General features: G+C 49.5%; 17 protein-coding genes. 13 read left to right on the top strand and 4 right to left on the bottom strand.

Annotated elements, in window-relative coordinates; translation table 11 throughout:
• Position 1: 1 nt before the first annotated feature.
• A complete protein-coding gene (gene deoC / locus ACO0LK_RS17060) occupies positions 2–784 on the bottom strand; it encodes a deoxyribose-phosphate aldolase (RefSeq protein WP_422977074.1) in 783 nt (260 codons plus the stop codon).
• Between the two features lie 428 nt (positions 785–1,212).
• Between deoC and ACO0LK_RS17055 the strand changes: the two genes are divergently transcribed.
• The 3 genes from ACO0LK_RS17055 to ACO0LK_RS17045 all read left to right on the top strand — a co-directional run bounded on the left by ACO0LK_RS17055 (position 1,213) and on the right by ACO0LK_RS17045 (position 4,807).
• Entirely contained in the window at positions 1,213–1,800 is a 588-nt protein-coding gene (locus tag ACO0LK_RS17055) for an IMPACT family protein (protein ID WP_422977072.1), read from the top strand.
• 307 nt (positions 1,801–2,107) lie between these two features.
• Complete coding sequence (locus tag ACO0LK_RS17050) at positions 2,108–4,255, top strand: protein kinase domain-containing protein (RefSeq protein ID WP_422977070.1); 2,148 nt, start codon at positions 2,108–2,110, stop codon at positions 4,253–4,255.
• A 129-nt stretch (positions 4,256–4,384) separates the two neighbouring features.
• Complete coding sequence (locus tag ACO0LK_RS17045; RefSeq protein ID WP_422977069.1) at positions 4,385–4,807, top strand: hypothetical protein; 423 nt, start codon at positions 4,385–4,387, stop codon at positions 4,805–4,807.
• 159 nt (positions 4,808–4,966) lie between these two features.
• On the opposite strand, the gene ACO0LK_RS17040 is transcribed toward ACO0LK_RS17045, so the two are convergent.
• Together ACO0LK_RS17040 and ACO0LK_RS17035 are read right to left on the bottom strand one after the other, a co-directional pair.
• On the bottom strand, positions 4,967–7,057 hold the full coding sequence (locus ACO0LK_RS17040) for a peptidase domain-containing ABC transporter (protein WP_422977067.1): 2,091 nt from the start codon (positions 7,055–7,057) through the stop codon (positions 4,967–4,969).
• 43 nt (positions 7,058–7,100) lie between these two features.
• Positions 7,101–8,372 (bottom strand): HlyD family secretion protein, encoded by a 1,272-nt coding sequence (locus tag ACO0LK_RS17035; protein ID WP_422977065.1) that lies wholly within the window; start codon positions 8,370–8,372, stop codon positions 7,101–7,103.
• A 128-nt stretch (positions 8,373–8,500) separates the two neighbouring features.
• Between ACO0LK_RS17035 and ACO0LK_RS17030 the strand changes: the two genes are divergently transcribed.
• The 9 genes from ACO0LK_RS17030 to ACO0LK_RS16990 all read left to right on the top strand — a co-directional run bounded on the left by ACO0LK_RS17030 (position 8,501) and on the right by ACO0LK_RS16990 (position 10,690).
• On the top strand, positions 8,501–8,785 hold the full coding sequence (locus tag ACO0LK_RS17030) for a hypothetical protein (RefSeq protein WP_422977063.1): 285 nt from the start codon (positions 8,501–8,503) through the stop codon (positions 8,783–8,785).
• A gap of 81 nt (positions 8,786–8,866) precedes the next feature.
• A complete protein-coding gene (locus tag ACO0LK_RS17025; protein WP_422977061.1) occupies positions 8,867–9,037 on the top strand; it encodes a hypothetical protein in 171 nt (56 codons plus the stop codon).
• An 80-nt stretch (positions 9,038–9,117) separates the two neighbouring features.
• Positions 9,118–9,285: a hypothetical protein gene (locus tag ACO0LK_RS17020; protein ID WP_422977059.1), complete on the top strand. Its 168-nt coding sequence runs from the start codon at positions 9,118–9,120 to the stop codon at positions 9,283–9,285.
• A gap of 70 nt (positions 9,286–9,355) precedes the next feature.
• Complete coding sequence (locus tag ACO0LK_RS17015) at positions 9,356–9,517, top strand: hypothetical protein (protein WP_422977057.1); 162 nt, start codon at positions 9,356–9,358, stop codon at positions 9,515–9,517.
• A gap of 68 nt (positions 9,518–9,585) precedes the next feature.
• Positions 9,586–9,747 (top strand): hypothetical protein, encoded by a 162-nt coding sequence (locus tag ACO0LK_RS17010; protein ID WP_422977055.1) that lies wholly within the window; start codon positions 9,586–9,588, stop codon positions 9,745–9,747.
• Positions 9,748–9,827: 80 nt separating this feature from the next.
• Positions 9,828–10,001 (top strand): hypothetical protein, encoded by a 174-nt coding sequence (locus tag ACO0LK_RS17005; protein WP_422977053.1) that lies wholly within the window; start codon positions 9,828–9,830, stop codon positions 9,999–10,001.
• A 70-nt stretch (positions 10,002–10,071) separates the two neighbouring features.
• Positions 10,072–10,227: a hypothetical protein gene (locus ACO0LK_RS17000; RefSeq protein ID WP_422977051.1), complete on the top strand. Its 156-nt coding sequence runs from the start codon at positions 10,072–10,074 to the stop codon at positions 10,225–10,227.
• A gap of 80 nt (positions 10,228–10,307) precedes the next feature.
• A complete protein-coding gene (locus ACO0LK_RS16995) occupies positions 10,308–10,463 on the top strand; it encodes a hypothetical protein (protein ID WP_422977049.1) in 156 nt (51 codons plus the stop codon).
• Positions 10,464–10,546: 83 nt separating this feature from the next.
• Positions 10,547–10,690: a hypothetical protein gene (locus ACO0LK_RS16990; protein ID WP_422977047.1), complete on the top strand. Its 144-nt coding sequence runs from the start codon at positions 10,547–10,549 to the stop codon at positions 10,688–10,690.
• A 5-nt stretch (positions 10,691–10,695) separates the two neighbouring features.
• Here the strand turns inward: ACO0LK_RS16990 and ACO0LK_RS16985 are convergent, their stop codons facing one another.
• Positions 10,696–12,216, bottom strand: a complete 1,521-nt coding sequence (locus ACO0LK_RS16985) for a sigma-54-dependent transcriptional regulator (protein WP_422977045.1) — start codon at positions 12,214–12,216, stop codon at positions 10,696–10,698.
• Positions 12,217–12,390: 174 nt separating this feature from the next.
• Here ACO0LK_RS16985 and ACO0LK_RS16980 point away from each other — a divergent pair, with 174 nt between their 5' ends.
• Positions 12,391–12,963, top strand: coding sequence for a hypothetical protein (locus ACO0LK_RS16980; RefSeq protein WP_422977043.1), 573 nt, complete (start codon positions 12,391–12,393; stop codon positions 12,961–12,963).
• The last annotated feature ends 44 nt before the right edge of the window (positions 12,964–13,007 follow it).

The following is a 13,007-nucleotide window of genomic DNA, read 5'->3' as shown; positions in this document are numbered from 1 at the left end:
CTCAATAACCCGTGGAAGACTGCATTTGCCCGCCGCGCAGGCAAGCCAGCAAATTATTCAACAGGCTGGAAGCGCCAAAGCGAAAGTGTGCCGGGCTCACCCAATCCGGCCCCAGCAGTGAATCAGCCAAAGCCAGATAGGCGGCTGCCTCTTCAGCGGTTTTCACCCCACCTGCTGCCTTGAAACCGCAATGCCCACCGGTTTCCTTAATCACCGTCAGCATGGTTTTTGCAGCCGCCAGCGTGGCATTCACAGCCACCTTGCCGGTAGATGTCTTGATAAAATCGGCCCCGGCATCAATCGCTAACAGACTGGCAACACGAATGAATGCCCCGGTTTTCAGCTCGCCACTTTCTATAATTACTTTCAACACCTTGTCGCCACAGGCTGCCTTGCAAGCCCTGACCATCGAGGCCCCCGTACTGGTGTCGCCCGCCATCAGCGCAGCATATGGAAAAACCAGGTCCACTTCATCTGCACCATAGGCAATCGCAGCACGGGTTTCTGCCAAGGCGATATCCACGTCTGCATCGCCATAAGGAAAGTTAACCACCGTCGCCACTTTGATGCCTGGCGTACCCAATTCAAGCAACATCTTTTTTGCATGTGGAATAAAGCGCGGATAAATACACACCGCCGCCACCTGCCCCTCTGCGCTGCTGGCCGCATTGCACAGGGCCGTGATTTTTTCCCTGGTGTCATCATCATTCAAGCTGGTCAGGTCCATCAGGCGCAAGGCGCGGCTGGCGGCCTGCATCAGGACGGGGTCGGTAAGGGAAGACATGTTCTCACTCCGGTAAAAGCGTGTTCAAACGCAAAAGATAAGATGCTTGTGGACCAGGCTGCTTGATATACATCATAGGTCGCCGCATCATCTGCAAAAAGCTGGTGAAATGCTGGCAATATGTGCCGATAACCGCATCGGCTTTGCATTCAGGCTTTGCAAGGTCGAAAGCAAACAAAGCCTGACACGCATAGCAAGAATGGTTTCGCCCCTTCCCCTTCAAGGGGAAGGCTGGGATGGGGATGGGTTTCCATAGTAATTTGCAAACAAGTCAATCCACCGAAACCCATCCCTACCCTAGCCCTTCCCTTGAAGGGAATGGAACTAAGCAAAATTTCACACACGAACCCACGCGGTTTTAGCGCCTTTTTTGTATACCCAAACCCAATAAGCCGCCAAAATAGCGACTTTGCCCCACCAGACCATCCATGTACCAGCTTGCTGCCCCCGCTTTTGCCGAAATTGAAATCAAGAAAAGCCGTTTTCTGGGACAGCTCTATCCACTCAACAGCCGTGCCGAAGCACGCCAGCAACTGGCAAGCATACGTGCACAACATCCGGACGCCGTACACGTCTGCTGGGCGTTGATCTGCACTGGCGATTCTGGCCTCGATGATGATGGCGAACCCTCTGGCACTGCCGCCAAACCCATGTACAACGTACTGGTACACAAAGATGTCACCAACGTATTGGCCGTCGTCGTACGTTACTGGGGCGGCACCAAGCTGGGTGCCGGTGGTCTGACCCGCGCCTATGGGCAAGCCATTTCCGACGCCTTCAAAAATGCAGAACTGGTGGAAGTTGAATATGTTGTTGAATGGGACATCGTCTGCGCCTATGCCGATGAATCGCATGTACGTCGCCTGAGCGATAAATTTGCCGCCACCGTACAGCAATTGGTTTATACCGAATCCACCACCATCACGATCGCCATCAAACAAAAACTGGCCCATCAGTTTGAAACAGAACTTGTGACCATGCTAAAAGGGCAAGTCAATATCATCAAACCGGACTGAAGCCGGAATACGCCGCATCGCATAGCAAAAGTGCTAGTATTTTAGACACCCTGCATTAATAGATGCATATTCATGCGGTAGCAGATTATTCAATTAGCAATACCCGTTGCTTACATGTAAATAGCTGCCTGTTGACATGTCATTTACATATAAAATATCTTTGCTTGTCACCATGAGTACACAGTTTTGTAATAAAGTTCTCTACCAAATTGCCGTTACAACTTGTTACGACTAGCAACTATCTTGCGTAGTTGGATAGCTGCTTAGAACAATATGCGGCAAAAAATAATAACCATGCAAGAAACCAATGCAAAATACCAATCAGGACAGCATAACCTTAAGGCATTACGAATTTAAACAACGCCTTGGTGAAGGCGGCTTTGGCCAAGTACACGAAGCCTGGGACACCAAGCTATGCCGCCCTGTTGCCATCAAACAGCTGAAAGCATTGGAAGGCATGGCCCAACCCGCCAGCCTGATCAAAGAAGCACGTCTTGCCGCCTCCCTGAAACACCCAGCCTTTGTCAAAGTATTTGCCATTGAAGAAGAAGGCGACAGCCAATCCATCGTCATGGAACTGGTACCCGGCCACACCCTGAAACAACTGCTGCGACAAGAAAAAGTCAGCGAACAGCAAGCCATCAACATCATCAACCAGGTGGCAGAAGCGATGCAGGAAGCGCATGCATCCGGCCTCATCCACGGCGACCTGAAACCATCCAACCTGATGGTGGAACCAGACGGCAGAGTACGCATCCTTGATTTTGGTCTGGCATCGCAAGCCGACGTGCAGGCCACCACATCATTAAGCCAGGTAGACCCCCAGGGCACCATCGCCTACATGGCACCAGAACGCATGATGGGCGCCGCCGCCAATGCCCAGAGCGATATCTATGCCTTGGGCGTCATCCTGTACGAAATCATCAGCGGCACCCGCCCCTTCGCCAACGCCAGCGGCCTGGCCCTGGCCGCCGCACTGATGCAATCCAATTCAGACACCTGGGAATTCCCGGCCGATACCAATCCTGCACTGATTAAACTGGTGCGGGCGATGACGGCGAAGCAGGTTGAAAAGCGTTTGGGGAGCATGCAGGAGGTAAGTGAAAAACTGCGGCCTTTGATTAGTGTATTGGCAGTAAAACCAAATCTGACGAGCAGCAAATCTACCGCCTCAAACAAAGGCTGGAAACAACTCAGCACACCCAAGCGTGCGGTATTGATATTGGCTGCCTTCATCGCGCTGGGTTACGGTGTCTGGCAGGCTGTGCCTTATCTTGAACTGGACAAGATGTCGTTGAAGCCGTTTTCACCATCATTGACAATGCAACAAGGTTTAGACGCGCTCAAATTATTTGATAGACCAGGTAAGTTAAATGCTGCCATCAATAGCTTCGAGAGCATTCTGCAACATAATCCCAAAAATGCAGCCGCAATCGCAGGGCTATCTATTGCCTATAGCCTTCGATTTACGAATGAGGATCAAGACGACATTTGGTTAAAAAAAGCGGATGCAAGTGCACAATTGGCCATGAAAATCAATGATCAGTTAGCGCTGTCTTATGTCGCTAAGGCATGGGTGCTAGTAAAACAAGGAAAAGGTGAAGAATCAATAGTCAACGCCGAAAAAGCGCTTGCGCTCGATCCCGGTGAAATATTTGGTTGGATGTGTAAATTAGCGGCTTTGCGGAGTATGAAGCAGCATGATGAAATTATAAAAATTGCGGAAATTGCACTGAAAAAATTCCCACAAGAACGTGTATTTGCCGAAGAAATTGGAACCGCACGTTATCAACAAGGTAGATATGCAGAAGCTGAACAAGCTTTCAGACTGAGTATAAAACTGCAACCAGACGCTGTAAATGCGTATGCAAATTTGAACGCCACTCTCTTGCATCAAAACAGAACTGATGAAGCGATGGCGGTGTTGCAGAAGGGGTTGCAAATTTCCCCAAGTGCCAGACTTTACACTAGCTTAGGAAATGCTCAATTTTTGAAAGGAAATTATCTGGCCGCAGCAGAAGCGTTTGAATATGCGGTATCACCAGACAAAGGCAACCCAAATAGTTACCTAGGCTGGGCAAACCTAGCAGATACGCTGTTATGGCTGCCAGGGCGAACTGAGGACTCGAAAAAAGCATATGAGAAGGCTAGCAATTTAATTGGGATTTTAATAGAAAAAAATCCAAATGATTCGACATTAATCTCTAGAATGGCCGTTTATTCTGCTCGAATAAATGACAAAGCGAAATCAGAAGAATTAATTAAACAACTTCTCAATTTGAAGTTGATAAGCGCTGTAGAGTATTTTCGTATAGGTCTGGCACAAGAATTGCTGGGGGATAGGCAATCTGCTTTGATCTCCATCAATAAAGCGAAAGAACTTGGGTATCCAATCAAAATCATCGAATCCGAACCGGGCCTAATGACTCTTCGCCGGGATACTGGTTACAAGTAAAATTCTTGTAAGTTGGAAAAGGATTTTCGAAGAGATTGTTGAATATTGATGTTTTAGTGAAAGTGAATTAGTAATTAACATTACTGATTCATAAAATTAACCAGTACCCCCTACTTCAAGGAGAAAATTTTGACAAATTATGTTTTCACTATACCTTATGACCGACGTGGTAACGCAGTTGGACAATTCACCTCATTACCTTTGCCCCCTATCGACCCTGCCAATGGATTGCCGTATTTTTGTGATGGCGACACAATCACGTATCAGTACAATTTCATTGAGCACGGTATAAATCAAGGTTCTGACTATTCGGTCATAAGCGAAAGTCAAATATGCGCCACTCCAGGGAACGTAAATGGCACAGGCCCCTTCCCCCCTGACGGTGCATATACATACGACCTCAATGCAGCGAATAACTTCACAGTAGCCTTAATAAACAATACGATAAAAACGGACAAATGGAGAATTCAAGGTTCATTTTTATCCACCCTTACAAATCCTGGTGTCACAGTCAAATGGGATCCGGAGTGTGATGTAGGACCCGGAACATAAGCAATTCAGAAAATTCCTAATGGTTCAGCAAAGTAAATATTAATAAATCATTTTAAATATTTCGGCTAAACATTGTACGGAGCACTGATTAGATTGGTTATTGATAAGCTGATGCAGTTGATACACTCTGCCCGATAAAGATAATCAATTTCAGTTAATCTAACCAACAAGTGCTCCCTTTTTAATCACCACCACCCTGTCCGCCATCGCTATCGTCTCCGGCCTGTGAGCGACGATAATGCGGGTTAAGCCCAGGTCAGTCACGGTCGCATTCACACTACGTTCGTTTGCCACATCCAGTTGACTGGTAGCTTCATCCAATACCAGTATTCGGGGTTGGCGGTAAAGGGCGCGGGCCAGTAATATCCTTTGTTTTTGCCCACCACTGATGCCTATACCACTGTCGCCTGTGATGGTGTAATAGCCCATGGGCATGGCGGTGATTTCATCATGTACTGCTGCCAATTGGGCGCAGTGGTGTATACGATCCCAATCTGGCAGCGGGTCAAAAAAGCAGATGTTGTCGGCAATAGAACCAGAGAACATACGGTCTTCCTGCATAACGGTGCCTATCATGTCGCGGTAATTGCTTAAACCCAGGCGCTTGATGGGCACACCGTCCAGCAAGACCTCGCCTTGCGTGGGCGTAAGCAAACCCAGCATGACCTTTACCAGAGTAGTCTTGCCACAACCCGATACGCCAGTAATGGCAATGCATTCACCTGCCGCTATGCTGAGATTGATGTTTTCAATCACATTCGGTTCGGTGGGCGAATAGCGGAAAGACACATCGCGCATTTGTATGCTGGGCTTGACCTTGCTTAAATCCAGTTCATGATCATGGTCTTGCGTGGTCAGTTCGGTTTCTGCCATGACGATATCAGCTACCCTTTCACCATGCAGGCTCAACATCATGAATTCGATGACTTTGTCTATCAAGGCTGCAAGGCGGGTAGAAAACTGGTCACGGTAAGCAATAAAAGCCAGCAACATACCTACCGTAAAAGTATTGTCCATCACGGCACGGGCAGCTAACCAGACAATGATTACTCTTTCCAGACCGAACAACAGGGTTTGAGCCGTTTCGTAACTGACACGAATACGCTGTATGCGTAAATCTGCATTAAATTGTTCTGCCAGAATATTCAACCAGCCTGCACGTCGCTGTTCGCCTTTGCCAAACAGACGCACGCTTTGTATACCGCCAGCGGTTTCCAGAAAATGCGTAGTCTGCTTGGCAGCGTGAATAATCTGCTCCGCCGTTGCTGTTCGCAAGGCGTTATAGACACTCCAGCGCATCAGGGCATACAGCAACACGGCAGCCGTAGCCACCAAGGCCAAGCTGCGGCTGTAAAACAGCATCATGCTAAAAGTGCCAACGACCATGACACCATCCACCAGCGCCTGTACAAAGCCTGTCGTCAGTGTTTTTTGTATGGTGGTGATAGAACCGAAACGAGAAAGAATATTACCAATATGTCTTTTTTCAAAAAACTCTAACGGTAGCTTAACCAGATGGGCAAAGACATTGCCCATCCACTGGAAATTGAGCCGAGTACTAAGCGCCACTACAAACCAGCTGCGCACGGCACTAATTGCTGACTGTATCAACACCAGCAAACCAAAACCCAGTGCCAGGGTGCTTAATAAATCACGATCTATGGACACCAGGGCATGATCAACCACCCACTGTAAATAAAAGGGCAAGGCTATCGAAACAAATTCCAGCGCAATTGCCAGTAAAAATATCTGGCTTAAGCCGCGCTTTAAACCAGTAATACGCCCCATCAGACTGCGCAGCGTGAATTGCAGTTTGTTGGTGGCAGGTGTGAAATCACTGGCCGGACTTAGTTCCAGCGCCACGCCAGTAAAATGTTTGGAAAATTCATCCAGACTAAAGCGGCGCAAGCCTATGGCCGGGTCGTGGATCACCACTTCTTTTGCCGAAACGGATTTCAACACCACAAAATGGTCCATATCCCAATGCAAAATACAAGGCAATTGCAATTGCGACAGATGGTTCAGTTCCAGTTTTAAGGGGCGGCTTTCCAGCTTCAGGCCACGGGCTATTCTGATCAGGCTTTGCAGGGTTGCACCCTTGCGTGAGATAGAAAAGCGCAAACGCAGTGTCGCCAGATCAGTCAGATAACCATGGTAATTGGCCACCATGGCCACGCTGCACAAACCACACTCTGTGGCTTCCGTCTGTAAAAATACGGGGAGCTGGCGACGTAATCCTAATCTATCCATTCAAACACTTTCTTTGCTAAGCAGTTTTGCGTACGCTTTGTTTTCATAACTGGCTGGCCATGCCATATAAGGGTTCCAGCACCCATTGCGCCAGGGTGCGGTGTTCCAACACCAGCGTAGCTGCCAGTTGCATGCCAGGTTTGAGTTGATGGCTGCTGCCAAAGGCCTTTACCTGTGTACTGTCAAGTTGCACACGCAGGCGATACACAGGTTCACCACCACCAGAAGATGCCACCTGCCGAACTGAATTATTGATACCGATCTGCACATCATCCAAAGCGATGGTGGCGACAGATACTTCTTTGACCACACCGCGAAACTGCCCAAATTTTTGGTAAGGAAACGCATCGTAACGCAGCATGACTTCAGTACCGGGACTGACAAAACCGGCAGCACGGGTGGGCGCATACAATTCCACTTCCAGCTTGCTGCCAGCAGGCATCAGGTTGGCCAGACGCTGATCTGCAAACACAGACTGGCCACGATTAACGACAATACCGGCGACACGACCCGGCTGATCTGCCCGTATCACCAGTTGCCGCCGTGCTTCGCTTTCTGTGACTTGCTGTTGTAGTTCTTCGATATTGCGCTTGAGTTGTGATGCATCACGCTCCGCCTGTAAAGGCAGATCAAGCCGGCTGGCGGACAGCGTGGCGACCTCACGTTGCAGGGCCAGTTGTTCCAGCTCTATGCTGGCCAGACGTGATTCTTGCTCTATCACATCCGCTGCTTTTTCATTGAGCGCCACTTTTGACACATTACCCGACTTGCCCAGGTCGGCCATACGGTTTGATATATCACGCACCAATTGCACACGCCGACGTTGTAGCACCAGTTCGTTATCGACATGCAGCAAACTGGCTTGCAGCTTTGCATAGCGACCATCCATGTCCATGCGTTTGTTTTTTGTTTGTTGTTGCAATTGATCAAGCTCTTGATTGAATTGCGCAATGCGCGCTTGCAGGCTTTGCTTGATGGATGCCTGCGTATCGGTGCTGCCGTTATTACGCTCACCCGACAGCGTGAACAGGGCTTCACCCGCCTGCACTTCTTGCCCTTCTTTAACATGGATGATAGATACGATGCCGGATTGTGGTGTCGCCAATCGGTACAAGCCTTGATCCGGCACCACCATGCCACTGACCGTTTCTTTGCGGGTAAAACCAAAAAACAGCGAAAAGATAACGATCAACACAATCAGGCCGAACAAAAACAGACTGAGCATTGGATAAGACCAGGTACGGGTCAACAATATCGCGCCATGATAACGCTGCGACTGATGATCCAGCGCTTCTTTGCGGAACAGTTTGCTCATGCCTTGGGTTTCAAAAAAATCTCAGTAAATATGCATCAAGATCTGGCGCACAATTTTTGCCCGCCGCAATCTGTCAACAAAGTAAGATAGACAATATACCGTAAAGACCTTCAAATAAATATCTCCGAATGCTCTTGCATTTAACATTATTTGACTATATCTTTAATCCAGCAATTGATCGTGCGCAGCCCTCACGAATTGCGACCCCGCAAGCTGAATTCTCTCAATCATCTGGAGGAAGAATGTATCACGTCTCTAGCGAAACATCGTGTTCGCCAATCAAAGAATCAACCGTCTTTTTCCATACTCACATTCAAAACACAAGCACAGGCAGCATGATGCGCGTGCTGTCTGATGATGAAGTGCTTAGCGTTGCTGGCGGGCCAGAAGTAGATATCGAAATAGGCGGCTAAATAGTCAAGTGCCCGGAACATGGGCTTGAGCAATCAAACCCAACAACGCATAACGATATACGATTTATTGAAAGGACCTATATGAAAAATACCGGTAGCGAATGCAGCCATTCAACTTTGAACAAGTCCTATGCAGATATCAATCAGTATCCATCTGATCAGCCGATGGGGATGCGTATATTGACTGAAAACGAAGTGTTGAGCGTGGCTGGCGGACCTGAAGTAGACATTGAAACAGGTGGTGGCGGCTAAGCAATCGCGTTTGTGAGATATGTCTGAAAACTTCAATCTCAAAGACACATATCAACGTGCGCTTTATCGAAAGAGTCAATATGAAAAATGCCGGAAATGAATTCAGTCCTTCGACATTGAAAAAATCTGATGCCGATATCAATCAACGCCCTTCAGACCAGGAAATCGAGATGCGTGTGCTGACTGATAGTGAAGTATTGAACGTGGGTGGTGGGCCTGAAGTGGATATCGAAGTAGGTGGTGGCTAAGCGATAGTTTAGTAGTCACAGTCCAAGTTCAGTCGTCATCAACTAACGGTTCATGTCAAAAGGAAAATCCATGAAAAATGCAGAAATCACTACATCCTTGAATAAATTCGATGTTGGCAGCGCACAGCATCAATCCAGTCAAGAACTGGAAATGCGTGTGCTGACTGATAGTGAAGTGCTGGGTGTGGCTGGCGGGCCTGAAGTGGATGTAGAGTCACAGGGTGGTGGCTAACAATCGTCGTTAGCCCTAGCTCAAGTTCAGTCCTTATCAATTAACGGCTCATGTCCAAAGGAAAATCCATGAAAAATGCAGAAATCACTACATCCTTGAATAAATTCGATGTTGACAGCGCACAGCATCAATCCGGTCAAGAACTGGAAATGCGTGTTCTGACCGACTTTGAAGTTTTGGTTGTTGCTGGCGGACCTGAAGTAGACGTTGAATCGGGTACCGGCGGCTAGTCATCAAGTGCCCGGAACATGGGCTTGAGCAATCAAGCCCAATAGCGCATAACGATACACGATTTATTGAAAGAGCCAATATGAAAAATACCGGGAACGAATGCAGCCATTCAACTTTGAACAAGTCAGATGCAGATATCAATCATTATCCATCTGATCAGCCGACGGCCATGCGTATGTTGACTGAAAGCGAAGTGTTGAGCGTGGCTGGTGGGCCTGAAGTGGATGTTGAGTCACAAGGTGGTGGCGGTTAATCAGTAGCTCGATCACCAATATCCAAGTTCAGTCGAAATCAAATAGCGGTTTATTTCTAAAGGAAGTCCCATGAAAAAAGCAGAGATCACTACGTCTATAAACAAATCTGAAGTTGACGGCGCGCAGCTTCATGCCAGTCATGAACTTGAAATGCGAGTTCTGACTGACAACGAAGTCTTGAACGTCGCGGGCGGGCCTGAATCTGACGTTGGTACAGGTAACTGATAATCCCAACAGCTAAGCGAGTGCTTTGCATTCCAAATTTAACCCGACATTCAGTACTACTTATCCTTTAGAGGCATTCTATGAAAAATGCAGAAATCACTGCGTCTATAAACAAATTTGAAGTTGGCGAGTTACAAAGTCAATTTGCTCAAGAACTCGAAATGCGCGTCCTGACTGAAAATGAAATCTTGAACGTAGCTGGCGGCCCCGAATCTGATGTTGGTACTGGCGGCTAATAGACGAATTCCGGCTTCAGACAAAAATACGGGAACCAGACCCGTTAAAGTTCTGGCGATAATCTACCTTATTAAGGAAAACCATGAAAACTGAATTGAACACATCCGAAGTCGAAATCAAACAAGATCAATCCGGCCAGGAACACGCAATGCGTGTTCTGACCGAGAATGAAGTCTTGAGCGTAGCTGGTGGACCGGAATGTGACGTTGGATCTGGTAACGGTTAATACACTCAAACCCCCACCACCTTCAAATACCGCCGCAACGCCTCACTAGGCGTTTTCAACAACGCGGCGCATGCTTCAATATCGCCAGCGCTGGTTTCCAGTGTCTGGCGAATTTCTTCCATGGATATCTGTTCGGCGCGGCGTATCTGGCTGTGGCTGTCCAGCAGTTTGTACATGGATGGGCGTGAAATACCCAGCTCTTGTGCGGCACCCTGTATATACCAGTCATTGTTTTCCATGGCGCGCAAGACGTCGTCTTCACCGAGTTCGGTCAATTTCTTGCGCGGGACGACGGGCAGCGGGATTTTGCTGTCGGCGGTGATGGTGGCTTGCTCTACGCCTGCGGATGCTGGTTTGTGGGTGGTTTTGACCAGGCTGGCCAATTGCGGCACCTCGCCCAGTTGCAGGGCCAGCAAGGCGCGGCGCAAGACGTGCGACAACTGGCGGATATTGCCTGGCCAGTCGTAGTTGGCAAATTCGCTGACCAGTGCCACCGGCAGGTTGGTACCCAGGTCATTCGGCATTTTGCTGGTGCTGAGCAGATGCAGCAGCAGCACGCCTATATCTTCACGCCGGGCGCGCAGAGGTGGTAGGTGGATGATGAAGCTTTCCAGACGGCGCAGCAGGGCCTGGTTGAAGCCTTCGCTATATAAATCTTGATCTGTCGCGGCGATCAGGCGGGCGCTGGACTTTTGGTCGTTCTGTGCGCCCAGTGGCCGGTAGTCGCCGCTTTCAAGCACGCGCAGCAGCATGGGTTGGATGCTGGCTGGGGTATTGCCGATTTCATCAAGGAAGAGTGTTGCCCCTTCTGCCTCGGCAAACAGACCTTTACGGGCATTTTGGGCGCCGGTGTAGGCACCTTTGACGGCACCAAACAAATCGGCAGCGGCCAGGGCTTCGTTCAAGGCGGCCATGTTGACGCTGACCAGTTGCGCGCTGGCGCGCTTGCTGTAGGCATGGATGGCGCGGGCGGCGATTTCTTTGCCGGTGCCGGTTTCACCCAATAACAGCACAGGCAGCTCGGTACCGGCGACCTGACGTATCTGGTCGCGGGCGACGATGGCAGCGCTGCCGACGCCGACAAAGCCGAGTGCAGGATTGTGCTTGGGCAGGCAGCGCATCCAGTGCAGGCAGATCAGCACGGCACGGCCCAGGCCGAGGATGACGCCAGATTCGATTTGTTCGCGACTTAATGCTGCGGGGGCAGTAATTTCTGTGCCATTGACTTCGACCACCATGCGGCTGGCAGGTGGGGTAATGACGATGCCGTCATCGCTGTCGCGTGTTACCCGTACCGGGTCGCGCGATATGCCGCCATAGCCTAGCGGCAGGCCTTCTTTGGCAGGATGGCGGAACAGGGGCAAAAACCGATTAATTTCAAGCAAGCCATTGGGGTTGCTGGCAATAAACTGTTCGCCTATGCGCTGGCTGTCCGGATGCCAGACGACAGTTAAACCCAGCAAGGCTGACGCATTGTCAGACAGCTTTGCCAGGGGTGAGGTCAGCGTGTAATCAATATCGGTCATTGTGTGTACTGCCTATGTAAAGCACCAATGTAAATTTGTGCGCTTGACATGTCAACCTGCAATCACAAATACCTGCTCTCCCAGTAGAAGACCCGTTGCACACGCTGGCACGGCGCTTGCAATTATCACCACATACAGCAGGCGATGATGGCCTGCAATTTGGGGAGAGAGAAAATGTTACCAACTGAAATTTCATTGATATTGCTGAGTCTACTGCTGTTTATCCTGTTAAGCAGAATGACGCTGAAGGCCAGGCTGGCGCGCCAGATCGCCATGCGTTTGCTGATGGACGATGTGTATTACCACGAAACCCGCAGCGCCCTTATACAAAAAAATGTAGAGCGTGCGCCACATTACCTTGGCCGCACCCGTATCAGCACCGGTACAGTCGCCATGTGCCTGCCTACCCATGATCCACAGGCAGCATGGACAGCGGCCATCCATACTTCAACCCGCATACGCCTGCGCCAGCAGCCAGCCCCTGCGCCATCGATCATGGAAAAACCTTATCTGTGGGCAACCACCTGGGCGTCGAAAGATAAAGCCTGGTCAACCACGATAGGCCTGGCCAAGGGTGAAGAAAAAGCCGCCAGCCCGGTTCAGCCTGTGAGTAATCAAGCCCTGGGTCACGTCAGCAATCGTGCCGCCGCCCCCAGCCGCGTCACAAAAAAGCCCGTCAAAGTGGGCAAGAGTGCGGTTGATCTGTTGAACCTGGGAATGATGCGCCAAGCCATGGCTTGCGACTGATATTGACATGTAGACGAAAGCCGCGTTGACACGTAAATAGCAGC

This window comes from Undibacterium sp. Ji49W, assembly GCF_049340205.1.
GTDB lineage: Bacteria > Pseudomonadota > Gammaproteobacteria > Burkholderiales > Burkholderiaceae_D > Undibacterium.
Note: the sequence above shows the minus strand (reverse complement) of the source record. Positions and strands in the feature narration are given on the sequence as shown.